This is a genomic window from Nonomuraea solani (assembly GCF_900108335.1).
Taxonomy (GTDB): domain Bacteria; phylum Actinomycetota; class Actinomycetes; order Streptosporangiales; family Streptosporangiaceae; genus Nonomuraea; species Nonomuraea solani.
Genome location: NZ_FNVT01000001.1, coordinates 140,455 through 162,939, shown reverse-complemented (window position 1 = coordinate 162,939; position 22,485 = coordinate 140,455). Strand labels below are relative to the sequence as shown.

The window sequence follows — 22,485 nt, the reverse complement described above, 5'->3', positions numbered from 1 at the left end:
GAGTAGCCATAATGCCTCACACCCCCCGCATCAGCCGGCGCGAACTTCTCCGCGGCGCGGCCCTCGTGCCCGTGGCGGGAGCGCTGGCCGCGTGCGCCACGCCGGCCGCGCCACCGGCGTCCTCGGGCTCGGCGGCGCCGGTCGCGACCAGCGCGGCCAACCCGTTCGGCGTGGCGGCCGACAAGCCGCTGGAGGTCTGGATCTTCGACGGCGGCTTCGGCCAGGACTACGCCAAGAACATCCACCAGCCGCTGTTCAAGACCAAGTACCCCAAGGCCGAGATCAAGCACAACGCGACCAAGGAGATCACCAAGGTCCTCCAGCCGCGTTTCGCCGGCGGCAACCCGCCCGAGGTGATCGACAACTCGGGCGCCAACTTCATCGACTTCGGCGCGCTCTCCCAGGACGGCCAGTTGCAGGACCTGACGGCGCTGCTCGACGCGCCCTCCTGGGACGACCCGAACGTCAAGGTCCGCGACAGCATCGACCAGTCCGTCATCGACATCGGCACCTACGACGGCAAGTTCAGCGTCCTCGGGTACGTCAACTACATCCACGGCATCTGGTACTCGCAGAAGGTCTTCAGGGACAATGGCTGGGAGATCCCGAAGACCTGGGACGACTTCCTCAAGCTCTGCGAGACGATCAAGAAGTCCGGCAAGATGGCGCCGTTCACCTACGCCGGCAAGTTCCCGCAGTATCTCTACGAGCCGCTGCTCACCATGGCCGCCAAGATCGGCGGCAACGAGGTGCTGGTCAACATCGACAACCTCGAGGACGGCGCCTGGACCACGGAGGCCATGAAGACCGCCGCGACGGCGTGGGCCGAGGTCGGGGCGAAATACCTCATGGAGGGCACCACCGGTCTCGACCACGTCCAGACCCAGACCGCCCAGAACAAGTACAAGGTGGCCATGCTGCCCTCCGGCTCCTGGCTGGAGAACGAGCAGAAGACGACCACCCCGGCCGACTTCGAGTACGGCATGTTCCCGATCCCCGACTTCACCGGCTCGGACAAGATGCCGTACGGGACCCGGCACACCCAGCCGGGCGAGAACTTCATCGTCTCGGCCAGGAGCGCCAACCCGCAGGGCGGCATGGAATACCTGCGGGCCATGCTGTCGAAGAAGGCGGCCGGCGACTTCAGCGCGCTCGTTCGTACGATGACCGTGGTCAAGGGCGCCACCGAGGGCCGCGACATCTCCCCGGGCGTCACCAGCGCCTCCAAGGCGGTCACCGCCGCGGGCACGAACACCGTCTACTACCGCTGGTTCAACTGGTACGGCCAGCTCAAGGACGAGGCCATCGCCGCCACCGGTGAGCTGATGTCCGGCGGTCTGACCCCGGACAAGTACCTTGAGCGCATCCAGAAGAAGGCCGACGAGATCAAGAACGACTCCTCGATCAAGAAGTACAAGCGCTGATGATGTTCAACAGGTATCGCCGTGGGCTGTTCATCGCCTCGTTCCTGGCAGCCCCGGTGATTCTCTACGTGGTCTACGTGATAGCCCCGTACCTGCAGGCGTTCTACATCTCGCTGACGGACTGGCGCGGCGTGACCGCCACGCCGAACTTCATCGGGCTGGAGAACTTCGAGCGCCTCTTCGGCGACAGCGCCTTCTGGCTGGCCGTCACGCACAACGGCGCCCTGCTGGTGCTGCTGCCGCTGTTCACGATCGTCATCGCCCTGTTCTTCGCCTTCCTGCTCAACGTGGGCGGGGCGCAGGGCACCACGGGGATCCGCGGGTCGAAGTTCTACCGGGTGGTGTTCTTCTTCCCGCAGGTCCTGGCCGTGGCCGTGGTCGCGGTGCTGTTCCAGCAGGTGTTCCGGCCGGACGGCAGCGGCATGCTGAACGGCCCGCTGATGGCGCTCGGGTTCGACGCGATCGGGTTCCTGTCCGACCGGGATGTGGCGTTCTGGTCGGTGCTGGGCGTCATGGTCTGGCAGGCGGTCGGCTTCTACGTCGTGCTGTTCTCGGCGGGCCTGGCCAGCATCCCGAGGGACATGTTCGAGGCCGCGCAGATCGACGGGGCGAGCCGGATCAGCCTGTTCTTCCGCATCACGCTCCCGCTGCTCTGGGACACCGTCCAGGTGGCCTGGGTCTACCTGGGCATCCTGGCCCTGGACGTCTTCGCGATCGTCTGGGTGATGACCCTCCAGCAGGGCGGCCCCGACCGGGCGACCACGGTGATGGCCGCCGAGATCTACCGCAGCGCCTTCGGGCACTTCCGCTTCGGCTACGCCTCCGCCCTGGGCGTGGTCATGTTCTTCTTCACCGTCGGCTTCGCGATCCTCTCGCTGCGGCTGTCACGGCGTGAACGAATCGAGTACTGATGACAACGATGACCTCGTGGACGGCGGCGAACTCGCGGAAGATCGCCCGCGAGGAGCGGAGACGCCGGCTCGGCCCCCTCGGGGTGCTGACGCATCTGGCCCTGCTGATCTGGACCCTGCTCGTGATGATCCCGATCCTGTGGACGTTCCTGGCCTCGGTCAAGAGCGAGGACGAGATCTTCAGCGACGCCTGGTCGCTGCCGGCCAGCCTGCGCTGGGACAACTTCGTCCGGGCCTGGGAACAGGTGCACATCGGTCAGTACATGCTCAACAGCGTCATTGTGGTGACGTTCAGTACGTTCGGGACGATGCTCATCGGCTCGATGGCGGCGTACGTGCTGGCCCGCTACCCCTTCCGCGGCAACCGCGCGATCTACCTGCTGTTCGTCTCCGGGCTGGCGTTCCCGGTCTACCTGGCCCTGACCCCGCTGTTCTTCGTCGTGCAGAACATGGGCAACATCCCGGTGATCGGCCCGCTGATCGGCCTGAACACGCACGCGGGCCTGGTGCTGGTCTACATCGCGTACTCGATGCCGTTCACCATCTTCTTCCTGTCGGCCTTCTTCCGTACGCTCCCCACGGCGGTCGGTGAGGCGGCCATGGTCGACGGGGCCTCGCACACCAGGGTGTTCTTCCAGATCATGCTGCCCATGGCCAAGCCGGGCATCATCAGCATCACGATCTTCAACATCCTGGGCCAGTGGAACCAGTACCAGCTCCCCCTGATCCTGCTCCAGGACCGGGAGAAGTGGGTGCTCACCATGGGCATCGCCGACATCTCCACCGCCGCCGGCTACGACCAGGACTGGTCGGCCATGTTCGCCGCCCTGACCCTGGCCATCCTGCCCATGCTGATCGTCTACACGGTCTTCCAGCGCCAGATCCAGTCCGGTCTCACTTCCGGGGCGCTGAAATAGCTCCCATACTGCTGGGATGACAGGCGACATCCGCGCGTTGCTGTCCCGCCACCTTCCCGGCTACCGGGTCCACTCCGTCACCCGGCTCGGCCACGGCCTCGACAACATGGTGTACGAGGTCAACGACGAACTGCTGGTACGGCTCGGCCAGGCGGCCGACCCCCTGTCTCATCGGCAGGAGGTCGGCCGCCTGGCGGTCGTCAGGGAGTTATCCCCTTTGCCGGTCCCCGACGTGGTCTTCGCCGACGACGAGGCCGGTGCGATCGCGTACCGGAAGCTCGGAGGAGAGCCGCTCCTGCGGAACCCGCTCATCGACCCCGCCCTGCTGGCGGAACCGCTGGGCCGGTTCCTCACCGCGATCCACGGCGCCGAACCGGACCGCATGCGGCCGCTCGCGCCCCTGGACCTCTACCCGGCGCCCACGCAGTTGCAGGACGCCGAACTCGACTACCGCGACGTCGAACGGCACGTACCGGAGGACCAGCGCCCCCTGGTGGAGCGATTCCTGCGGGCCAAACCGCCCGACGAGCCCCGCTCCCTGCGCTTCTGCCACAACGACCTGGGCGCCGAGCACGTGCTCGTGGACGGGGAGGCGACGATCACCGGCATCATCGACTGGACCGACGCCGCCATCACCGACCCGGCCCACGACTTCGCCCTGATCTACCGCGACCTGGGCCCGGAGGTCTTCGAACTGACGGCGGCACACTACGGACCGGGCCTGGACGAGGACGACCGGGGCAGGGTGCGCTTCTACGCCCGCTGCGCACTGATCGAAGACCTGGCGTACGGTTTGAGCACGGGCCCGGGCTATTACGCCGACGCCGCCTTGGCCCACCTACCCTGGACCTTCTCGTAGACGGCCCACCTGTGTTCAACCGGGGATCTGCGGCGGCATTGACCGGCTGTCGAAGATTGTCGAGCCGTCGGCCGCTGATCGTGCTGCTTGCCGCTGAAGGGTGGCCGAACTGACGGACACGTCGGTGCCGACAGCCGTGGCGCAGCCGGCATTGCATGGCCGGGTCAAGGCGCTGGGTGATGTTCCTTGCTCGGGGCGCAGACGGAGAGCCTCACGTTCTCTGCCACCCGCCCGCAAGGCGCCATCGTGTTCAGCGTGGACGAGCGCTATCGGCGGACGTCGTACCGCAGATGAGTGACTCGATCGCCTTGGACGATCTTCGGGTTGCCGAGGAGTGCGGGTGGACCGTCGTACGCGCCGAAAAACCGTACGCCCTTGCCGAACACCACCGGAACCAGGTCGACCTGAAGTTCGTCCACCAAGCCGGCGGCCAGGGCCTGGCCCAGCAGGTCACCGCCGGTCAGCGACACGTCCTTGTCGCCGGCGGCGGCCTTGGCCCGCGCGATCGCGCTTGCCAGGCCATCTGTGACGAACGTGAACGGCGCGTCGGGGAACGGCCAGTCCGTCGGCGGTCGGTGCGTCACCACGAAGACGGCGTCGCCGGCTGCGGGGCGGCCGTTCCAGCCGTTGGTGATGTCGAACAGGCGACGGCCGATCACCGCCGTTCCGACCTGCGACCAGGTCTCCTCCATATACGCGGCGCTGGCGGCCGAAACGTGGAAGACCCGCTCGGGGTCGCCGCCGTTGAAGGGGACGTCCCCGTTCTGGTACCAGTCGAAGAGCGGACCCACCCCGTCCGACTCGTCGGCGATGAAACCGTCCAACGACACCGTCGCGCTCGCGATGACCTTGCCCATGGTCTGTGACCGCCTTCCCGTAGATCGGATTTGCCTGAGACGTCGGAGCCGGTGCCCTGGATCGGACAGCGAGCCGTTAAGGAGTGGCCGGCCGTGCTTCAAGGCGAGGGTGAAGGTGATGGATCCCTGCTCGGCGAGCCGGCGGGCGACGTCATCGTCCAGGTAGTCGTCGTGCCGGTAGGGGTGGCTGTCGATAGTGCGCTTCTTGTCGTCGAGCTGGGGGTTGAGCAGCACCAGGCTAGACACTTCGTCGGGGCGGTGGGCAGCGTAGTAGGTTTCATGCGACCTCCCCCGTCATCAGCTTTCGCCACACGGCCTCGACTTTGGCGGGTCGGCCGCGTGAGCTCTCGTCGATCACCTCCTCGCCGCGTATCCGCCGGGTCCTGCGGATGAAGACCGTACCGCCGCTCTGGCACAGCTCGTAGAAGGTCGGCCGGCAGGAGCACGTGTAACTCCGGACGCGTGCCGACTTGGCGCCGGGCCAGAGGGCCTCCCATCTGAGGCGTTCGCAGTCGGGGCGGGGCTGGACGTGGGGCGAGTGGTAGCGGCCGTCGTCCGGTGGCACTGAGCGTGATTGGGGCATGACGGAACCGTAAGACTGGTCGTCTTCTCTTGTCTATATGTAACGAGGACTCTGTCTAAAAAGACAGCACGATATGAGAGCTGTTGCCCGTCTTGGCCTATGTTGCCTACGTGCTCGATTACGACGGGGACACCCACATCTACATTCAGATCGCCGACATCCTGCGGGAGCGGGTGGCCGGGCTGTCGTCCGGGCAGCCGGTGCCGAGTGAGGCTGACATTCAGCAGGAGTTCGGGGTCGCGCGAACCACGGCGAGACGGGCGATCCACGTGTTGCGGGAGGAAGGGCTCGTCTACACCGTTCAGGGTGAAGGCGCCTTTGTCGGGCCTGCGTCGGAGGCTCCTCGCAAGAAGCGGAAAACGCCGCTTTACCAGGTGATCGCGACAGAGATTATTGATCAGATCAAAGGTGGGCAAATCCCGCCTCGGCGTCCTATACCGGGTGAGATGGCTCTGGTGACGCAGCACGGGGTCGCTCGGGAGACCGTGCGGCGGGCCATGGCGTTGCTGCGGGAGCAGGGGTGGATTTATACCGTCGCCCAGCGGGGCAGTTATGTCTCGCCGAAGGAGTCGTGGCCCCAGGAGTGACTTCGCCTGACCGCTTGTATCTAGACGTCTAGGATATGAGCATGCTCGACCGTGATGGGCCTGTCCCCCTCTACGTCCAGGTCGCCGAGGTGATCCAGGAGCGGATCACCGATGGGAGGCTGCGGACCGGCGAGCCCGTGCCGAGCGAGGCGGCCATGGAGGCGGAGTTCGGCATCGGGCGGAGCACCGCTCGCAACGTGGCCAGGGAGCTGCGGCGGCGCCGGCTCGTTCACACCGTTCAGGGTGAGGGGACCTTTGTCGGGCCGGTCGGGGTGCCGTTGCTGAAGCCGACCCGGGCTCTCTACGTGGCCATCGCCGAGGACATCGCCGGTCGGGTCAGGCGCGGGGAGCTGCGGCCGAACCGGGCGATACCGAGTGAGAGCGCGCTGATGAGACGTTACGGGGTCGCCAAGGTCACCGCGCGGCAGGCCATCGCACGCCTGCGCGACGACGGGTGGGTGGTCACGGTGCCCCACCGGGGCGTCTGTGTGTCCGATCCGAAAAACTGGCCCACCTGATCCGGCCTGGAGGACCGGCCCGGCTGTCATGCCGGTGCTACGCGGCATTCCAGGTGGCCGGCCCGCCTGACTATCCCTTCACCGCCCCGGCCGTCATGCCGGTGCCGACCCGGCGTTGCAGGAAGAGGAACAGCAGCAGGGCGGGCAGGGCGAACAGGCTGGCGGCGGCCATGGTGGCGCCCCAGTCCGTGCCGAAGACGTCCCTGAACGACGACAGCCACGCCGGCAGCGTGCGCTTGTCCTGGTCCTTGATGATCAGCACGTTGACGAACGCGAACTCGTTCCAGGCCGTGATGAACCCGAACAGGGAGGTCGCCATCAACCCGGGCGCGAGCAGCGGGAACACCACGCGCCGGAAGGCCACCGGCCGGCTGCAGCCGTCCACCTGCGCCGCCTCCTCCAGTTCCAGGGGGATCGCGGCGAGGAAGCCGCGCAGGGTCACAATGGTGAACGGGAGCGTGATCATGAAGTACACGCCGGTCAGCATCGCCAGGGAGTCCAGCAGATCGGTGTCGCGGGCGATGATGAAGACCGGCACCAGCAGGGCCTCCCACGGCGCCATCTGCGCCGCGAACACCGCCACGACGAACGGCCCCGCTCCGCGCCAGCGCATCCGGGTCACCGCGAACGCCGCCAGCAGCGCCACCACCAGGGCGATCAGCACCGCCGCCACGGTGACCAGGAGGCTGTTGCGCCAGTAGGTCCAGAAGCCCGGCGCGCCGATCGCGGTGGCGAAATGGTCGAGGGTGGGGTCGGCGGGCCAGAACGTGGGGGTCTCCGACTGGATGTCCCTGGTCGGCTTGAACGCGGTCAGGAACATCCAGTAGACCGGGAAGATCGTCACCACGAACACCGCGATCGCGGCCGTGTTGAGCAGGAACCGCTTCACGAGCGCACCATCCGACGCAGGTTGCTGATCAGGGCGACGGCGAGGATGACGACCGTGAGCATGGCGACCGCCGAGCCCAGGTCGTAGCGGTGCAGGACGCGGGCGACCTTGAACGCGTACACGGGCAGGGTGGTCGTGGCGCCGTCGGGCCCACCCTGGCTGAGCACCCAGATCTGCGGGAAGCACTTGGCCACCCAGATCACCTCCAGCGAGGCGACCAGCGCGAACAACTGCCGCAGCATGGGAAAGGTGATCTTCCAGAACACCTGCGAGCCGGTGCCGCCGTCGATCCTGGCGGATTCGTACAGCTCGGCCGGGATCGTGGTCAGCCCGGCATAGAGGGTGAGCGCGGCGAACGGGACCGACTGCCACACCACGAGGATCACCAGGACGGCGAACGTGGCCGTGCCGTTCGCGAACCAGGTGTAGCCCTGGAAGGAGTCGAAGCCGAGCGTGACCAGCAGCCAGTTGACCACGCCCAGCTCCGACTGGAACAACCACTGGAAGATCGTGGTGGCCGCGATGATCGGCGTGGCCCAGGCCAGGGCGAGGGCGCTCATCACGGCCAGGCGCAGGCTCCGGCGCAGGCGCGGGAGCATGAGCGCCACGCCGGTGGACAGAACCACGATGAGCACGACGTTGATCGTCGTCCAGGCGAGCGTGCGCAGCAGCACCTGCCAGAACTCGGCGCCGGTCAGCAGCTCCGCGTAGTTCTCCAGGCCGATGAAGGCGGCGCCGCCCTTGATCAGCTCCCCCATGCGGAAGTGCTGGAACGAGATCACCGCCGCCTTGAGCAGCGGATAGAGCAGGAGGAAGGCCCCGCCCGCCACCGTGGGGGCGATGAGCAGGTAGGGCCAGGCCGAGCGGCTCCTGGGCGGCCTGGGTGGCGCGGACGGCCTGGACGACATTCAGGAGCCGCTGTTCAGGGTCGTGGTGATCGTCTCGGACACCTTCTTGGCCTCCGCCGCCGGGTCGGCGCCGGTGAGGACGGCGGTCATGTACTGCTTGATGACCGAGGTGGCCTCCACGGCGGCCCAGTTGGGGGTGTTCGGGGTGGCCCGGCCGTTGGCGGCGCCCGTGGCCATGGCGGCGGTGCCCTCGTCGCCGGCCAGGACTCCGGCCAGGGACGTACGGTTCGGTACGAAGCTCATGGCCTTGGCCAGCTCGGTCTGGAACCGTTCGCCGGCCAGGGCTTTGACCAGCTCGTAAGCCTCCTCCTGCCGCTGCGAGGCGACCGGGATAATGAGGTCGGAGCCACCGGTGAACACGGTGCCCGGCTTGTCGGCCGTCTTGCCCGGGATGGGGAAGAAGCCCATCTTGCCCTTCAGAGCGGCGTCGACCTCCAATACGCGGGCGGCGACGCCGGGCACGGCGATGATCTGGGCGGCCTTGCCCTGGGCGAACACCTCGTGCTGGGGCGGGTTCGCCTCGTCGGCGTCCTTGGGCCCCTTGCCGAGGGCCTGCAGCCGCTTGTAGTAGTCCATGCCGGCCAGGGCCTGGGGCGTGTCGAGGGCGCCCTTCCACTTGCCGGCCTCCTGGACGGCCAAGTCGCCGCCCTCGTCCCAGATGAAGCCGGCGAGGGCGTACCAGGTCTGGCCGGTCAGATAGATGCCCTGATTTCCGCCTTTATTGAGCTTCGCCGTTATCTCTAGCCATTCGTCCCGAGTCTTTGGGGGCTCCTCGATGCCGGCCTTGGCGAACAGGTCCTTGTTGTAGACGACGACGCGGTTGGCGGCGTACCAGGGGACGCCGTACTGCTTCCCGTCGATCTTGCCGGGCTGGGCCAGGCCCGGCAGCCAGTCCTCGCCCTTGAGGTCGGCGACCTTGGCGCTCAGGTCGGTCACGCCGCCGCTGGCCGAGTACTGCGCGACCTGCGTGTTGCCCACCTCGATCACGTCGGGGGCGTCGGTGCTGGCAAGGGCGGCGGTGACGCGCTCGCCGATGCCGTCCCACGCCTGGATCTGGATGTCGAGGTCGATGCCCTTGTGGGCGGTTTCGTACTCGGTCTCGAACGTCTTCAGCAGGTCCTGGGTGACGCTGCCGTCCATGATCCAGACGGTCAGCTTCGCCGGGGCTGCGGCCTGGGGCCGCTCGGGAGCGGTCGTGCCGCAGGCGCCGAGCGCGAGAACGGCCGCCAGGGCGAGGATGCGGTCCTTCATGGCGATCCTTCTGATGGGGGGTGCCCGCGCCCGCCGCGTGGCGGGCGCGGGGACTGGTCACGGGTTGGGGACGGTGTCCTGGAAGGCGGTGCCGGCGGCGCGCAGGGAGGCGACGCGGCTCAGCACGGTGGCGGGCGGGACGCTCTCGCCCTTGCTGTAGTAGACGTAGTCGACCTGCTGCCGGTACGTCCGCGTCCCGGTCGCCGCCTGCAGATCGATGAACCACTGGTTGAACATGATCCACATGGGCGTCTCGGGATAGTAGATGTCCCCGTGGTCGGCGAACAGGCGGCCGTCCACGTAGTACTTCATCCGCCCGCCCGCGACCTGGATGACGAGGTCGTGCCAGCCCGCGAAACTGGCGCGCTCCTCGGTGTGGGTGTTCACGGCCTGCCAGGGGTCGGCCTGGTAGGTCTCCCAGCTGGTCGAGTACAGGATGTTGGCCGGCTCGCCCCAGCCGCCGTTGGGCAGGTACTCGAAGTCGAGCTCGCCGTAGTCGGGGTCCAGGTTGTAGCGCAGCGGGGTGATGGTGAAGAACGTCTGCACCACGTGCTCGCCGTCGGGACCGCTGGTCGGCGCGTCGGTGAAGCGCACGCGGGCGGCGTAGGTGCCCTCGTGGAACTTGCGGCTCGTGGTGGACAACTCGGTCTGTACGGTCCCCGCGGCGGTCCCGTTCGTCGAGGAGTCGAGCGTCAGCAGCCCGCCGGGGAACGTGATGCCCGACGGCGACCAGGTGGCGCCGGGCACGCCGGGGCCGCCCGAGGCGGAGCGGACCGTCCAGCCGCGCTGGGCGAGCCGCGGGTCGCTCGATCCCGAGTAGGTGAAGTCGTCGAACAGCACCGCCGTGCCCGGCGGGACGGTCGGGGTGACGGTCGGCGTCGGTTCGGGCCCGTTGCCCGTCGGCTTGCCCCAGGCGAGGGCGCCGTTGACGTAGACGGTGATCTTGTCCCAGTCGCCGTAGCCGGTCTGAGGGCCGTAGGAGTAGTCGTCGCTCTGCGAGAAGGTCTGCCAGTCCGCGCGGTAGAAGCGGAGCTGCAGGTCGCCGGTGTTCTGGCCGGGCGCCAGACTGCCCGACGTGAAACCCACCTCCAGATACTGGCCGGTGAACTGCCCGGTGACCGTCGAACAGCCGACCACCGCCCAGGAGCAGGCGAAGCGGTAGGTCTCGGTGCCCGTCAGGTAATAGCGGATCTTGACCTGGTTGAGCGGGATCGTGGTGGTGCCGTCGTTGAAGAGGCGGAGCCAGGGCTCGGCCTGGGCGGTGGTGGCGCCGGGGGCGCTGGTCCGGTACTGGAGGCGGACGGCCTGGCCGGCGCTGGCGGGCACGACCAGGGCGACGGCGGTGAGCAGGGCGGTCAGGGCTAAGGCCAGAAGGACTTTTCCGAAATTTCGGGACATGGGGGTTGGTCTCCTTGCTGTTGTGCGGCCCCCGAATTTCGTGCATGCCAAAGAGAGCTGATGGTGCTGGGACGGTCAGGCGCCGCGGCGGATGCGGCCCGCGTACCGGGCCTCCAGGCGCAGGTTGTGCGCGTCGCCCTCGGGGACGTTGGCCGACAGATAGACCGGTGGCACTTCACCGGCTTCGAGCAGGTTGCGTACCGTCTGGGTGACGACGAGCTGGGCCAGCAGCGCGGAGGTGATGGTGGAGACGGCCCCCACGGCGCCTCCGTCGGGCAGGGGCAGGACGGCGTCGCCGTAGGGCGCGAGGTTGTCCAGGACGACGTCGGCCAGGTCGGTGAGCTTGCGGCCCGAGGGGTGGCGGGCGGCGACGGCGTCGCCGTGGGCGCGCGAGGTGATCGCGATCAGGTCGTGACCGCGCTCCTTGACGAGGGTGGCCAGCTCGACGACCACGCCGTTCACGCCCGAGTTGGAGATGATGACGAACAGGTCGTGCGGCTGGACGGGGGCGAGGCCGAGGATGGTGCGGGCGATCGCGGGGTCGCGTTCGAGGTCGTAGCGGTCGAGCTCGGAGCGGGGGGCGTCGCCGTACCGGACGATGTCCCGCAGCGCGAGGCGGTTGGTCGGGACGAGACCGCCGGCGCGGCCGGCGATCTCCATGGCGACGGCCTCGGAGTGGCCGGAGCCGAACGCCTGGATGACGCCGCCCGCGGTGAGTGACTTGGTGAAGAGGTCGGCGGCTCGCGAGATCTCCGGATCGCCGGGAATGGCCTGTACGAGACGCGCGACCTGGTCGGCGTACCTCTCTCGGCTTATGGTCATGGATTCCCTTCATCGGGCAGGCGGTGTCCGGCGACGGCGCGGACGGTGACGTCGAACGCCTGCTTCGTCCGCTCATAGGTGCGCTGGGCGACGGACACGTACACGACGTCGAGCACCAGCAGTTGCGAGTGGATCGCGGCGAACCCCTCGGACCGGAAGCTCGTCGCCCGGCTGGCCGTGGTCAGCACCAGCTCGGCCACCTCGGCCAGCGGCGATCGCGGCTGCGAGGTGACGGCCACGGTGATCGCGCCGTGGCTGCCCGCCTCGGCGAGCACCTCGATGACCTCACGGGTCCTGCCGCTGTGCGAGATGCCGATCGCCACGTCGCCCTGGCCGAGCAGCGCCGCGTCCGTCAGCGCGCTGTGGGCGTCGGACCTGCTCCAGGTGGGCACCCGCATGCGCTGCAGCCGGTATTCCATCTCGCTGGCCACGGCCGCGCTGCTCGACACCCCGAACAGCAGCACCCGCCCGGCCCTGGCCACGGCCTGCGCCACCTTCTCGACCACGGCCAGGTCGAGCTGGTCGCGGGTCTCCTGGATCAGGCGGATGTCGTTGCCGGACACCACACCCAGCACGCGGTCGAGGCTGTCATCGGGCAGGATCTCCTGCCCGATGTCGGTCTCCCAGGTCTGCTGCGCCACTCGGCCGCCCTCGGTGGCGATGGCCACGCGCAGCTCGGCGTACCCGGCGAAGCCGAGGGCGCGGCAGAAGCGCGTGATGGTGGCCGTGGACGTCCCGCTCCGCTCGGCCAGGTCCACGATCGTCAGCCGGGCGGCCTCGGCCGGGCTGCCGAGAATCGCGTCGGCCACCTTGCGCAGAGCCTCGGGCATGTCGTGCCGCTCGGCCTTGATGCGGCTCAGTAGTTCCACGCGGCGATAATTATGCTCAGCACCTGGTGCCGTCAAGCACTTTGGGCAATAATTTTTGACATGCACGTGGTTCTGGGCATCGACGCGGGCGGCACGTCGTCGCGCGCCGCCCTGTTCACCATGGACGGCGAGCCGTTGCGACGCGGGCAGGCGGGCGGCGCCAATCCCGGCGCGCTCGGCCTCGACCGGGCGGCCGCCAACCTGAGCAGTGCCGTGCGCGCCGCACTCGCGGACATCACGTTTCCACAGGTCAAGGCCATTGTCGTCGGGCTGGCGGGCAACCCGGAGCTGTGCGGCGAGCTGACCGCCCGCGTCTTCGGAAGCCTGCCGGTGCGGACGGTGGGCGACGTCGTGACCGCGTTCGCGGCGGGCACGGCGTCCCCGTCCGGCACCGTGCTCATCTCGGGGACGGGAGCCATCGCGGCAAAAATTACCGGCCACGAGGTCACCGCCACCGCCGACGGCTACGGCTGGCAGCTCGGCGACGAGGGCTCGGCCTTCTGGCTCGGCCGCGCCGCCGCCCGCGCCACCATCCGCGCGCTCGACACGAAGACCGACGGCGACCCGAAGACCGCCCTCGACACGAATACCGACGGCGACCCGAAGACCGACGGCGCGCTCGCCGGGCTGGTGGTCCGGCGGCTACTGCCCGAGGGGACGGGTGATGACCCGGTCGCGCGGCTGGCGGCGGTGGTCCAGGCGCGGCCGCCGCTGGCGCTGGCCGAGCTGGCGCCGCTGGTGAGCCGGGCGGCCCTGGACGGCGATCCGGTGGCCGTGGCCATCGTGGCGGAGGCCGCCGAGCGGCTCGCGCGCACCGCGCGCAAGGTGCGCGAACCCGGCCTGCCGACCGTGCTGGCCGGGAGTGTGCTCACGGCGGAAGGCCCCGTACGGGACGCCGTACAGGGCCTTCTTGAGGGTGCGTCGGTGGCGGGTGACGCGGCGGGCGCGGCGGCCTGGCTGGCGGCGCGCCCGTTCCTGAACTCAGCGGAGTCCTGTCACGCCCGCTTCGTACGGCCTCAGTCGATGAACCCGGCCGGCTTCGGGCCGGCGTAGATCGGGTTCTTGGGCAGACGCTCCTTGGTGACCAGCAGGCGCAGGACGCCGGCCTGCTCCGACTCCGCCTCCCAGACGATCCAGTCGTCCCCGACCTCGGCCGACTGCTTGTCCGGCTCCACCCTCCACCCGTTGTTGTCCGGCTCCGGAGTGATGACCTCGTAGACCGCCTTCAGGCCGCGCTTGCGGGCCTCGGTGAGCACCTCGCCCACCGTCTTCTCGTCGGCTCGGAAGCCTTCGAGCATCTCGCCCCTGCTCGTGGCCGGGCGCGCGTTCTGATACTTCTCCCCCGGCTGGGCCACCCGGCCGAGGCGGATCACGGCATGCGCGTCGTAGTCGCGGCTCACCATGATCGTCATCGCGCAGCCCGGCTTGCCGAGGTCGCACCCCGCCGGCTCGGTGTCGCTGCCGATCGTGCGGTCCTGGTTCGGATGATCGACGCCGGCGAAGCTGCCGCTCATGCCGGTGACCTCGCCCACCGCGGTAGGTGAGGCGGGCACCGGCTCCAGCCGCACGTCCAGGCCCACCGCCTTGAAGCCCTTGGTGTACTCGGCGTACTCGGCCAGCGGGTCCTTGATGACCGCCACGTAATGGTCACCGCGCAGTTGGATGTCGATGGCGGAGCTGGCGTAGGAGGTGGCGGGGCCCAGGGCGGCCGGGACGATGACGGCCACAGCCGCGAGCCCGGCCACGGCGACCGCGCTCGCCAGGAAGCGGCGCGAGCCCCAGATCGGGCGCCGCGTACGGTGCCCCACGATGGTGGGTTCCTCGGCGGTGATCGAGGCGAGCAGCGCCCGCGCCCCCGCGCCGGACGCCCGCCCGGCCAGGTCCTCGTCTCGTACTCTTGCCAGGTCGTTCAGCCGGTTCACGCGGACTCCATGACGAGGTGGTGGGTGGCGACGCCGGCTCCGGCCAGCGCTTTGGACAGGCGCTTGCGCGCGCGGTAGAGCCGGATCCGTACGGCGTTGCGAGAGCACCCCAGAACCTTGGCGATCTCCCCGTGGTCCAGCCCCTCCCAGGCGACCAGCGAGATCAGCTCCCGGTCGTCGCCGGGCAGTTGCCGGAACGCCCGCCCGATCTCGCCCAGCAGAACGCTGCCCTCGGGCGAGGAGGAGTACAGGTCGGCGAGGTCGGTGTCGAGCTCCACGCTGTGGTGCCGGTGCCTGGCCACGCCGCGCCGGTGGTTGGCCAGCACGTTCCTTGCCACGCCGTACAGCCAGAGCCTGGCCTCGCCGTCCGCCGGCAGGTCGTCGACGCGGCGCCAGGCGATGGCGAACGTCTCGGCCACCACGTCGGCCGCGTCGTGCGGCGAGTCGCAGCGGCGGGTGGCGTAGCCGAGGATGTGCTCGTACGTCTTCAGGTAAACGGCCTCGAACCGGTGCTTCCGGTCGTCATCCACGGGCGGTCCCCATGGTGGCCTCCTCAGGTTAGGGGTCGGAACACCCCGTACATGTCGAGGCCGCCATCAGCATTTCACCCGATTTTTCATGAGGTGAGCAGAGCCGCACTCCCGTAGCTCCCGCCGAACCCCGTCACCAGCGCCACCTCGCGCCCCGCCCGCAGCTCCCGCACGGCCTGGGCCACGTTGTTGAGCCCGTGCACGTAGCCCTCCGACAGCAGGCCGCCGTGCGGGTTCACCCAGGCGTGGCGACGCTCCAGCAGGTACGCCCCCAGCTCCCCCCGCTCGGCCAGCCCGAAGTCCTCAAGCTGCCGGGGCACGAGCCACGAATAGGCGTCGTACGGCAGCGCCACGTCCACATCCGACGGCCGCATCCCGGACGCCTCCCAGAGCATGGGAGCCACATACGCCGAGAAGATCGCCGTGACGTCCGGCGCCCGGTCCATCGACGAGCAGCCCGGCCCGCCCCCGCGCACCACCGCTCGCACACGCGGCCCGTCGAGCATGGCGCTGACCAGCAGCGCGCAGGCGCCGTCGGTCTCCTGGCAGCAGTCGACCGTGCGGAGCGGGGTGCAGACGTACGGCCTGGCCAGGTAGTCGCCGAGTTCGAGCGGCTCGCGGCGCAGCGCCCGGGGGTTGGCCTTGGCGTTCTGCCTGGACTGGGCGACGACGGCGTGCAGGTGCTCGGCCGTGAGCCCGGTGTCGTGCAGGTAGCGGGTGGCGGCCAGGGCGAACATGGGGATCGGGCCCGCGAGCCCGTAGGTGTGGCGCTCCTGGGGGCCGGTGGAGACGGTGTTCATGCGCTTCCCGGAGCGCCCGTTCAACGCCCGATATATCAAAATATTTCGCGCTAAACCGGCGTGTATGAGCATCGCCGCGTCACCCAGGATCGACGCCGCCTGCGTACCCCCTCCGGCGATGTCGTTGTGCCAGCCCAGCCGCTCGATCCCGAGCGCCCTGGCGACCTGCGCCACGGGCGCGGAGTCGTTGAGGTGGTAGCTGAGCACCGCGTCCACGTCGCGCGGCCCGATCCCGGCGTCCGCGCACGCCGCCCGGCCCGCCTCGACCGCCAGCTCCAGCTCGGTGCGCCCGGACTCTCTGCTGAGCGCCGTCATCCCGATCCCGGCCACGGCCGCGCGCCCCGCGAACGGCTGCATGACCCCACGCTAACCCGCGCCCACCAGGCGAGGCAAGCGCTTGCTCGGGTGCGTTCCGGGTGACCATAATGGCGAAGTTTGACTGAGTGTCTTCACGAAAGCTATCCGCTCTTGTAATACGGAGGTGCGATCAACCGATAGCCCATCATCATCACGCCGAGGTGAGCGATGGATTTACGCTATGTCCGGTACGCCATGGCAATCGCCCGCGCGGGCAGTCTCCGCCGGGCCGCCGCCGCGCTGCATATCGCGCAGCCCACGCTGTCCGAGCAGCTCAGGGCGCTGGAGAAGGAGATCGGTGTCGAGCTGTTCAGCCGTTCGTCGAGCGGCGTGCAGCTCACCGAGGCAGGAGAGGCGTTCCTGGCCCAGGCCACGGTCGCGATCGACGCCTTCGAGCGCGCCGTGGTGGCCGCCAGGAGCACGGGGCAGACCGCCCGCCTGGGGGTGGCCGACGGGCTGGCGGACGTGGCCGCCCGCCTGCTCGCCCAGCTCCACTCCGTGCGCCTGCGGGTGGCCCCGATGGGCACGGCCGAGCAGATCGTCTCCATCGCGGACGGCGCCCTGCAGGCCGGGCTCGGCTACGCGCCCGGCTCGCTGCCCAGGGGCGTGGCCCGCATGCTCGTCCACCGGTTCCCGGTCCGCGCGCTGCTGCACCGGGATCACCACCTGGCCACGTCGGAGGCGCTGTCGCTGTCCGACCTGGCGGGTGAGCCGCTGGTCATGCCGGAGTCCGACGCGGTGGCCGGGGCCCGGCGCTTCCTCGAAGGCTTCGTACGCCATCGCCTGCACCCCCGCCTCGGCCCCGCCGCGACCACCCACGACCTGGTGATCAACCTGGTCGAGGAGGGCGCCGGCTACGCCCTGTGCGTGCACGAGGGCACCACGGTTCCCGACGCCTTATGCTTCATCCCCATAAAGGAGGAGGTGCCGCCGCTGGAGGTGGTCTTCCTCTGGAACCGCCAGTCTGACGTGCACGAACTCGTGAGCGCGGCCCGGCATCTGGCCCGATCTGGATAGCGCTATTATCCAACGATGCGCATCTCGGAACTCAGTGCCACGTCCGGCGTCGCTCTCCCGACGATCAAGTACTACCTGCGCGAGGGCCTGCTGCACCAGGGCGAGCAGTTGGCCGCGACCCGAGCCGAGTACGACGAGTCCCACCTGCGCAGGCTCCGTCTGATCCGGGCCCTGCTCGAAGTGGGCCGGCTCTCCGTGGCCTCGATCAAGAAGGTCATCGCCGCCGTCGAGGACGAGTCCCTGCCCATGCACCAGATGCTGGGCACCGCCCACTACGCCCTGAGCCCGGCCGTCGAGCCCGAGCCGGGCGAGGAGTGGCAGGCCGCCCGCGACCAGGTGGACGGCCTCGTCACCGAACTGGGCTGGGACATCCACCCGGACGCCCCCACCCGGGACGAGCTGGCCCAGACCCTCATCCGGATGCGTCAACTGGGCCTGCCCGTCGACCTGGCTCCGTACGCGGAGGTGGCGCGGAAGCTGGTGTCGGAGGTCGAGATGAAGACCATCCCGTTCCACGGCCCGCGCGACGCGGCCGTGGAAGCCTTGGTGCTCGGGACGGTCCTCTACGGCAAGGCGCTCGACACGCTGCGCCGCATGGCCCAGGAGTCGGCGTCGGCCCATCATCTGGCTTAGACGACGCCGTTGGCCCGCAGGGTCTGGAGGTTCGCGACGGTGATGGCCCCGCGCCACTCCAGGGCGCCGGCCGGCGAGATCCGCGCGTAGTCCACCGTCCAGCCGCCGTCGTCCTTCTGCTCGCCGGCCAGCCGTACCAGGTCGGCCGCGATGACGTCGGGCTCGAACAGGTCGCGGACCGGCCGCCCGGGGACGGGCGCGAAGTCGAGCGGCCGCAGCGACTCGTTCTCGGTGCCGCCCTCGACCGGGACCCGCCCGTCGGCGGGGATGTGGGCGCCGAGCCGCTTGAGCAGGTCGGCCGCGCGGGGCTGGGTGTCGTACACGGAGTCGAGGAAGCGCACCGCGAACATCAGCACGTACGCGTGCGGCATCTCCTCCAGTGCCCCGATCGTGTCGAGGCAGTAGCGGGTGGCCTTGGCCAGCCACGGATGCGCGGCCACGGCCGGGTCGTGAGCGGCCACGCGGTGGGCGGCGGCCGCCGAGATGGCGGTGATCTGCAGGGACGAGGTGGTCGAGTCGCCGCCCGCCCACCAGGGCGCGGTGGCGTCGGGGAAGGTGACCGGCAGCGCGAACGGCAGCCCGCCGTCGGGCAGCGTGACCGAGTCCAGCCAGTCGCACAGCGTCGCGGCCTGCGGGGAGGTCACGGGGGCGACCTCCTCCAGCGCCTCGAACGCGTGCAGCGCCGCACCCGGCTGGCTCTCGGGCGAGCGCAAATCGGGCTCCAGGCCCCACCCGTAGCCGCCGTCGGAGTTGCGGTAGCCCTCCAGGGCCGTCAGTACGCCGGCCGCATCACCCCCGCCCATGAGCAGGTCGTAGCGGCGGCGGTCCAGGACGCGCGCATGCCCGGCCATGAAGCCGGGGATCACGGAAAGGTTCACGTTCATGACCTCATCGTGCCCAGACCGCCGCCGTCTGGTCTTGTAGGTTCCGGACACGACGGGAGAAACGCCGATGATCAGGGCCAGGTTCGCCGCGCAGCGGGTGGCCCGGCTGGCCACGGTGCGGGCCGGCGGGACACCGCGCGTGGTGCCCGTCACGTTCGCCGTACTCGGCGATCGGGTCGTGACGGCCGTCGACCACAAGCCCAAGACGACCACGGACCTCGGGCGGCTGCGCGACATCCGGGCCAACCCCGCCGTCAGCCTGCTGGCCGACCACTACGAGGACGACTGGACCCGGCTGTGGTGGATCCGCGCCGACGGCCCGGCCGCCGTCATGGACGACGGGCCGGATCGCGAGGCGGCGCTCGACGCGCTGGCGGACAAATATCCGCAGTACGAGGAGCACCGCCCCGCCGGGTCCGTGATCATGGTCGAGGTGACCAGGTGGTCGGGGTGGTCGGCTAGTCCCTGATCCCGACCGGCCGCTTGAGCAGCCACAGCGCCGCCCGCTGGAGCAGCGTCCGGTGGACCTCGTTCTCGTAGGACCTCGTGTCGTGCCCCAGCGCGTCGTAGAGCACCCGGCCCCGCCGCACCGGCCGCGCCCAGATGAGCGGCTGGCCGTTCGACGACGCCAGCGGCTCGACGTCCGGCAGCACGTCAAGGTCGCTGTAGACCTCGTCCACCACGTCGAAGTCGCGCAGGCCCTCCACCACGGGATGCCTTCCGTGCACGCGCACGCCCGTCCAGCCCAGCGGCGGATGGTGGGACTTGGGCCAGGTCCAGCAGCCGCCGAGGACGCGGGGCCAGCCCTGCCAGTCGTCGAAGCAGATCGAGGCCGTGTGCATGCACAGCAGCCCGCCGCCGCGGTCGAGGTGGTCGAGCAGGGTGGTGCGGGCCTGCGCCGGTAAGGCGAAGCGCCACTCGTCACGCAGGTCGGCGAAGCGGTCCTGGTCCATCTGCCACCGCAACGCGTTGACGGTGATGAGCTGGACCTCCGACGGCTCGCTCAGCGCGCCCGCGATGTCCTCGGTGATCTCCGACTCGACCCCCACCTCGGCGAGCACTTCTGAGAGCGCGGCCGATGTGGCGGCGAAGTCGTGGAACAGTCCTCCTGACAGGATCAGATTTCTCGCCACTTGCCAAGCTCATCATGGTTACCGCGGCATTTCCACCCGTCCGCCGTGACATCCGGCTCAACCGGCGGCCCGGCATGGCTCGTCCCGCACGGAATTGGCATGATGCCAGCCGTGGACTTCGAGGAATACCGGTCGATGCTGCTCGGGCTGGCCTACCGCCTGCTCGGCAGCATGTGGGACGCGGAAGACGTCGTGCAGGAAGCGTGGCTGCGCTGGGAGAGCATCGACAAGAGCGAGATCAGGGAGCCGCGGGCGTTCCTGGTGACGGTGGTCTCGCGGCTGGCGCTCGACCAGTTGCGTTCCGCGCGGGTCAAGCGGGAGGCGTACACCGGGCCGTGGCTGCCCGAGCCGGTGCTCACCACCGAGGCGGGGCCGATGGACACGGCCGAGCTGCGCGACACGGTCTCGTACGCGACGTTGCACATGATGGAGCGGCTCTCGCCGCCGGAGCGGGCGGTGTTCGTGCTGCGGGAGGCGTTCGAGCTGCCGTACGACCAGATCGCGGAGATCGTCGGCTCCTCCGTGGCCAACGCCAGGCAGATGCACCACCGGGCCTCCGTGCGGCTGGCCGAGGGGCGCGACAGGTTCCAGCCGAGCTCGGAGGATCACGCCAGGCTGCTGACCCGGTTCATCGACGCGGCGGCCGGCGGCGACCTGGAAGCGCTCACCGAGCTGTTCCACGAGGACGCGGTGGCCTACAGCGACGCCGGCGGCAAGGTGCGCGCGGCGCTGCGGCCGATCCTCGGGCAGCACAACGTGGTGTCGCTCATCAACGGCCTGCTGAACCGCTACGACTTCACCACCACCAGCCTCATCGAGGTCAACGGCCTGCCGGCGATCTCGACGCGGGTCAACGGGCATCCCAAGGTCATCATGATCGACATCCGGGACGGCAAGATCAGGGAGATGTACGCCGTACTCAACCCGGACAAGCTGACCCGGGTGCGTCCGGACTGAGCCCGGCGCGGCGCACGATCTATAGTCGCCCCTATGGAACTCGGCATCTCGGGCAAGGTCGCCCTCGTCACCGGAGGCAGCGCGGGCATCGGGCTCGCCGCGGCCAAGAGCCTCGCGCGAGAGGGCTGCGACGTCTGCGTCTGCGCCCGTGACCCGGAGAAACTGGCGGACGCGGTGGTGGAGCTGCAGGAGTTCGGCAAGGTCGTGCACGCCGTCCTGGCCGACGTGGAGGACCCGGCCGCCGCCCGGCGGGTGGTCGAGGAGACGCGTGACGTGCTCGGCCCGGTGGACATTCTGGTCGCCAACGCGGGCGGGCCGCCGGCCGGCCGGTTCGACGAGGTCGGGCTGGCCGAGTGGGAGGTGGCCATCGAGCGCAACCTGCTGGGCACCGTACGGCTGATCCACGCCGTGCTGCCGGAGATGCGCTCGCGCGGCTGGGGCCGGATCGTGACGGTCACCAGCCGGTCGGCGCGGGAGGCGCTCGACGGGCTGGCCCTGTCGAACGCGACCCGCTCGGCCGTGGCCGGCGTCGTGCGCACGCTGGCCCGCGAGGTCGGCGGCGACGGCGTGCTGGTCAACAACGTCATGCCGGGGCCGATCGAGACCGAGCGGCTGCGCGAGCTGGCCGGCGGCGACGAGGCGCTGACCCGGCGGGGCGAGGCCGTGCCGGTCGGCCGCATCGGGCGGCCGGAGGAGGTCGGCGACGTGGTGGCGTTTCTCGCCAGCGAGCGGGCGTCGTTCGTGAACGGGGTCTCGATGCTGGTCGACGGCGGGGAGAGCCGCGTCATCGCCTGACTCTCCGGCGAGACCGGCGGCCGCGTCATCGCCTGATGAGCGTCTTCACGATCATGGTCGCCCAGGTCTCGTCCTCGTCGGGCAGGTCGACGAAGTAGGACAGGTTGGCGCGATGGAAGCAGGCGCCCATCAGCAGCGCGGCGGCGGCGTCGGCGTCGATGTCGGGGTCGAGCCGGCCGTCGTGCTGCTCGGCCCGCAGGAGCTCGCCCAGGATCTGGATCGGGACGTGCGGCCCGGAGTTCGCCTTGGCCAGCATCTCCCTGAACCCGGCCATGAGCGGCGGGTCGCCCAGCACGCCGCCGGCGATGGCCGCGGCCTTGCCGTAGAACCGCAGGGCGGCCAGCGCGAACTCGGCGAGGTCGGCGTCGAGGTCTCCCGTGCGCCGCCGCAGCCCCGTCAGCGCGGGCGCGAGCGCGGGCAGCCGTTCGAGCAGGACCGCGAGCAGCAGGGCCTCCTTGCCGGCGAAGTGCTTGTACAGCAGCGCCTCGGAACAGCCCGCCCGCTGGGCGATCCGCTTGGTCGTGGCGCCCGCGATGCCGAAGTCATGAATCGCCTGCTCGGCGGCGTCGATGATGCGATCGCGTGTGCCCATCCGCCCATGATATGAGCGCCTGCTCACCTCGGATCCCGCGCATGACATCCTTCCCTTAGGGACCATTGAAAG

26 protein-coding genes are annotated in these 22,485 nt (G+C 69.6%); 12 read left to right on the top strand and 14 right to left on the bottom strand.

The window, feature by feature from the left end; genetic code table 11:
- Positions 1-11 precede the first annotated feature (11 nt).
- The 4 genes from ngcE to C4V41_RS00770 are packed head-to-tail and all read left to right on the top strand — an operon-like array spanning position 12 to position 4,111.
- Positions 12-1,424 carry an N-acetylglucosamine/diacetylchitobiose ABC transporter substrate-binding protein gene (ngcE, locus tag C4V41_RS00785; protein ID WP_103953761.1) on the top strand — a complete coding sequence of 471 codons (1,413 nt, stop codon included), beginning with the start codon at positions 12-14 and terminating at the stop codon, positions 1,422-1,424.
- A complete protein-coding gene (locus C4V41_RS00780; RefSeq protein ID WP_103953760.1) occupies positions 1,424-2,335 on the top strand; it encodes a carbohydrate ABC transporter permease in 912 nt (303 codons plus the stop codon). Before ngcE ends, C4V41_RS00780 begins: the two co-directional genes overlap by 1 nt.
- Positions 2,335-3,252, top strand: coding sequence for a carbohydrate ABC transporter permease (locus tag C4V41_RS00775; RefSeq protein WP_103953759.1), 918 nt, complete (start codon positions 2,335-2,337; stop codon positions 3,250-3,252). Before C4V41_RS00780 ends, C4V41_RS00775 begins: the two co-directional genes overlap by 1 nt.
- Positions 3,253-3,268: 16 nt before the next feature.
- A complete protein-coding gene (locus C4V41_RS00770) occupies positions 3,269-4,111 on the top strand; it encodes a phosphotransferase family protein (protein ID WP_103953758.1) in 843 nt (280 codons plus the stop codon).
- Between the two features lie 266 nt (positions 4,112-4,377).
- Here C4V41_RS00770 and C4V41_RS00765 read toward each other — a convergent pair whose 3' ends face one another.
- On the bottom strand, positions 4,378-5,214 hold the full coding sequence (locus C4V41_RS00765) for a dihydrofolate reductase family protein (protein ID WP_235029837.1): 837 nt from the start codon (positions 5,212-5,214) through the stop codon (positions 4,378-4,380).
- Between the two features lie 31 nt (positions 5,215-5,245).
- Positions 5,246-5,551: a hypothetical protein gene (locus tag C4V41_RS00760; protein WP_146103481.1), complete on the bottom strand. Its 306-nt coding sequence runs from the start codon at positions 5,549-5,551 to the stop codon at positions 5,246-5,248.
- A 110-nt stretch (positions 5,552-5,661) separates the two neighbouring features.
- Between C4V41_RS00760 and C4V41_RS00755 the strand changes: the two genes are divergently transcribed.
- Positions 5,662-6,138, top strand: coding sequence for a GntR family transcriptional regulator (locus C4V41_RS00755; RefSeq protein WP_235029836.1), 477 nt, complete (start codon positions 5,662-5,664; stop codon positions 6,136-6,138).
- 41 nt (positions 6,139-6,179) lie between these two features.
- The gene (locus C4V41_RS00750) at positions 6,180-6,656 is read left to right on the top strand and encodes a GntR family transcriptional regulator (RefSeq protein ID WP_103953755.1); all 477 of its coding nucleotides are present in this window, start codon (positions 6,180-6,182) and stop codon (positions 6,654-6,656) included.
- A 70-nt stretch (positions 6,657-6,726) separates the two neighbouring features.
- Here C4V41_RS00750 and C4V41_RS00745 read toward each other — a convergent pair whose 3' ends face one another.
- From C4V41_RS00745 to C4V41_RS00720, 6 genes are all read right to left on the bottom strand, one after another.
- Positions 6,727-7,545: a carbohydrate ABC transporter permease gene (locus C4V41_RS00745; RefSeq protein WP_235029835.1), complete on the bottom strand. Its 819-nt coding sequence runs from the start codon at positions 7,543-7,545 to the stop codon at positions 6,727-6,729.
- Positions 7,542-8,453 (bottom strand): carbohydrate ABC transporter permease, encoded by a 912-nt coding sequence (locus tag C4V41_RS00740; protein WP_103953754.1) that lies wholly within the window; start codon positions 8,451-8,453, stop codon positions 7,542-7,544. Before C4V41_RS00740 ends, C4V41_RS00745 begins: the two co-directional genes overlap by 4 nt.
- Positions 8,454-9,704, bottom strand: coding sequence for an extracellular solute-binding protein (locus C4V41_RS00735; RefSeq protein ID WP_103953753.1), 1,251 nt, complete (start codon positions 9,702-9,704; stop codon positions 8,454-8,456).
- A 57-nt stretch (positions 9,705-9,761) separates the two neighbouring features.
- A complete protein-coding gene (locus C4V41_RS00730) occupies positions 9,762-11,102 on the bottom strand; it encodes a cellulose binding domain-containing protein (RefSeq protein WP_103953752.1) in 1,341 nt (446 codons plus the stop codon).
- A 75-nt stretch (positions 11,103-11,177) separates the two neighbouring features.
- Positions 11,178-11,924, bottom strand: coding sequence for a sugar isomerase domain-containing protein (locus C4V41_RS00725; protein WP_103953751.1), 747 nt, complete (start codon positions 11,922-11,924; stop codon positions 11,178-11,180).
- Entirely contained in the window at positions 11,921-12,793 is an 873-nt protein-coding gene (locus C4V41_RS00720; RefSeq protein WP_235029834.1) for a MurR/RpiR family transcriptional regulator, read from the bottom strand. The genes C4V41_RS00725 and C4V41_RS00720 overlap by 4 nt, the downstream gene beginning before the upstream one ends.
- Before the next feature lie 60 nt (positions 12,794-12,853).
- Here C4V41_RS00720 and C4V41_RS00715 point away from each other — a divergent pair, with 60 nt between their 5' ends.
- A complete protein-coding gene (locus C4V41_RS00715) occupies positions 12,854-13,846 on the top strand; it encodes an N-acetylglucosamine kinase (protein ID WP_160150134.1) in 993 nt (330 codons plus the stop codon).
- Here the strand turns inward: C4V41_RS00715 and C4V41_RS00710 are convergent.
- The 3 genes from C4V41_RS00710 to C4V41_RS00700 all read right to left on the bottom strand — a co-directional run bounded on the left by C4V41_RS00710 (position 13,810) and on the right by C4V41_RS00700 (position 16,402).
- Positions 13,810-14,715 (bottom strand): hypothetical protein, encoded by a 906-nt coding sequence (locus C4V41_RS00710; RefSeq protein ID WP_103953749.1) that lies wholly within the window; start codon positions 14,713-14,715, stop codon positions 13,810-13,812. The two genes, C4V41_RS00715 and C4V41_RS00710, sit on opposite strands and share 37 nt — an antisense overlap.
- Positions 14,712-15,245, bottom strand: coding sequence for an RNA polymerase sigma factor (locus C4V41_RS00705; RefSeq protein ID WP_103953748.1), 534 nt, complete (start codon positions 15,243-15,245; stop codon positions 14,712-14,714). The genes C4V41_RS00710 and C4V41_RS00705 overlap by 4 nt, the downstream gene beginning before the upstream one ends.
- An 86-nt stretch (positions 15,246-15,331) precedes the next feature.
- On the bottom strand, positions 15,332-16,402 hold the full coding sequence (locus C4V41_RS00700; RefSeq protein ID WP_103953747.1) for a thiolase C-terminal domain-containing protein: 1,071 nt from the start codon (positions 16,400-16,402) through the stop codon (positions 15,332-15,334).
- A gap of 168 nt (positions 16,403-16,570) precedes the next feature.
- Here C4V41_RS00700 and C4V41_RS00695 point away from each other — a divergent pair, with 168 nt between their 5' ends.
- Together C4V41_RS00695 and C4V41_RS00690 are read left to right on the top strand one after the other, a co-directional pair.
- Positions 16,571-17,419 (top strand): LysR family transcriptional regulator, encoded by an 849-nt coding sequence (locus tag C4V41_RS00695; RefSeq protein WP_103953746.1) that lies wholly within the window; start codon positions 16,571-16,573, stop codon positions 17,417-17,419.
- Positions 17,420-17,434: 15 nt separating this feature from the next.
- Complete coding sequence (locus C4V41_RS00690) at positions 17,435-18,052, top strand: MerR family transcriptional regulator (protein ID WP_103953745.1); 618 nt, start codon at positions 17,435-17,437, stop codon at positions 18,050-18,052.
- On the opposite strand, the gene C4V41_RS00685 is transcribed toward C4V41_RS00690, so the two are convergent.
- Positions 18,049-18,936: a hypothetical protein gene (locus tag C4V41_RS00685; protein WP_103953744.1), complete on the bottom strand. Its 888-nt coding sequence runs from the start codon at positions 18,934-18,936 to the stop codon at positions 18,049-18,051. The two genes, C4V41_RS00690 and C4V41_RS00685, sit on opposite strands and share 4 nt — an antisense overlap.
- A gap of 67 nt (positions 18,937-19,003) precedes the next feature.
- Between C4V41_RS00685 and C4V41_RS00680 the strand changes: the two genes are divergently transcribed.
- A complete protein-coding gene (locus tag C4V41_RS00680) occupies positions 19,004-19,405 on the top strand; it encodes a TIGR03668 family PPOX class F420-dependent oxidoreductase (protein ID WP_103953743.1) in 402 nt (133 codons plus the stop codon).
- On the opposite strand, the gene C4V41_RS00675 is transcribed toward C4V41_RS00680, so the two are convergent.
- Positions 19,395-20,069: a ThuA domain-containing protein gene (locus C4V41_RS00675; protein ID WP_103953742.1), complete on the bottom strand. Its 675-nt coding sequence runs from the start codon at positions 20,067-20,069 to the stop codon at positions 19,395-19,397. The genes C4V41_RS00680 and C4V41_RS00675 overlap by 11 nt on opposite strands.
- Before the next feature lie 99 nt (positions 20,070-20,168).
- Here C4V41_RS00675 and C4V41_RS00670 point away from each other — a divergent pair, with 99 nt between their 5' ends.
- Together C4V41_RS00670 and C4V41_RS00665 are read left to right on the top strand one after the other, a co-directional pair.
- Positions 20,169-21,026 carry an RNA polymerase sigma-70 factor gene (locus C4V41_RS00670; protein WP_103953741.1) on the top strand — a complete coding sequence of 286 codons (858 nt, stop codon included), beginning with the start codon at positions 20,169-20,171 and terminating at the stop codon, positions 21,024-21,026.
- Between the two features lie 33 nt (positions 21,027-21,059).
- Positions 21,060-21,821, top strand: coding sequence for an SDR family oxidoreductase (locus C4V41_RS00665; RefSeq protein ID WP_103953740.1), 762 nt, complete (start codon positions 21,060-21,062; stop codon positions 21,819-21,821).
- 25 nt (positions 21,822-21,846) lie between these two features.
- On the opposite strand, the gene C4V41_RS00660 is transcribed toward C4V41_RS00665, so the two are convergent.
- Positions 21,847-22,413, bottom strand: coding sequence for a TetR/AcrR family transcriptional regulator (locus tag C4V41_RS00660; RefSeq protein ID WP_160150133.1), 567 nt, complete (start codon positions 22,411-22,413; stop codon positions 21,847-21,849).
- Between the last annotated feature and the right edge of the window lie 72 nt (positions 22,414-22,485).

Excerpts from the sequence above, each read along its gene's own strand:
- ngcE (WP_103953761.1), top strand. The coding sequence starts at position 12 with ATGCCTCACACCCCCCGCATCAGCCGGCGCGAACTTCTCCGCGGCGCG.
- C4V41_RS00780 (WP_103953760.1), top strand. The coding sequence starts at position 1,424 with ATGATGTTCAACAGGTATCGCCGTGGGCTGTTCATCGCCTCGTTCCTG.
- C4V41_RS00775 (WP_103953759.1), top strand. The coding sequence starts at position 2,335 with ATGACAACGATGACCTCGTGGACGGCGGCGAACTCGCGGAAGATCGCC.
- C4V41_RS00770 (WP_103953758.1), top strand. The coding sequence starts at position 3,269 with ATGACAGGCGACATCCGCGCGTTGCTGTCCCGCCACCTTCCCGGCTAC.
- C4V41_RS00760 (WP_146103481.1), bottom strand. The coding sequence starts at position 5,551 with ATGCCCCAATCACGCTCAGTGCCACCGGACGACGGCCGCTACCACTCG.
- C4V41_RS00750 (WP_103953755.1), top strand. The coding sequence starts at position 6,180 with ATGCTCGACCGTGATGGGCCTGTCCCCCTCTACGTCCAGGTCGCCGAG.
- C4V41_RS00740 (WP_103953754.1), bottom strand. The coding sequence starts at position 8,453 with ATGTCGTCCAGGCCGTCCGCGCCACCCAGGCCGCCCAGGAGCCGCTCG.
- C4V41_RS00735 (WP_103953753.1), bottom strand. The coding sequence starts at position 9,704 with ATGAAGGACCGCATCCTCGCCCTGGCGGCCGTTCTCGCGCTCGGCGCC.
- C4V41_RS00730 (WP_103953752.1), bottom strand. The coding sequence starts at position 11,102 with ATGTCCCGAAATTTCGGAAAAGTCCTTCTGGCCTTAGCCCTGACCGCC.
- C4V41_RS00725 (WP_103953751.1), bottom strand. The coding sequence starts at position 11,924 with ATGACCATAAGCCGAGAGAGGTACGCCGACCAGGTCGCGCGTCTCGTA.
- C4V41_RS00715 (WP_160150134.1), top strand. The coding sequence starts at position 12,854 with ATGCACGTGGTTCTGGGCATCGACGCGGGCGGCACGTCGTCGCGCGCC.
- C4V41_RS00700 (WP_103953747.1), bottom strand. The coding sequence starts at position 16,402 with ATGCAGCCGTTCGCGGGGCGCGCGGCCGTGGCCGGGATCGGGATGACG.
- C4V41_RS00695 (WP_103953746.1), top strand. The coding sequence starts at position 16,571 with ATGGATTTACGCTATGTCCGGTACGCCATGGCAATCGCCCGCGCGGGC.
- C4V41_RS00690 (WP_103953745.1), top strand. The coding sequence starts at position 17,435 with ATGCGCATCTCGGAACTCAGTGCCACGTCCGGCGTCGCTCTCCCGACG.
- C4V41_RS00685 (WP_103953744.1), bottom strand. The coding sequence starts at position 18,936 with ATGAACGTGAACCTTTCCGTGATCCCCGGCTTCATGGCCGGGCATGCG.
- C4V41_RS00680 (WP_103953743.1), top strand. The coding sequence starts at position 19,004 with ATGATCAGGGCCAGGTTCGCCGCGCAGCGGGTGGCCCGGCTGGCCACG.
- C4V41_RS00670 (WP_103953741.1), top strand. The coding sequence starts at position 20,169 with ATGATGCCAGCCGTGGACTTCGAGGAATACCGGTCGATGCTGCTCGGG.
- C4V41_RS00665 (WP_103953740.1), top strand. The coding sequence starts at position 21,060 with ATGGAACTCGGCATCTCGGGCAAGGTCGCCCTCGTCACCGGAGGCAGC.
- C4V41_RS00660 (WP_160150133.1), bottom strand. The coding sequence starts at position 22,413 with ATGGGCACACGCGATCGCATCATCGACGCCGCCGAGCAGGCGATTCAT.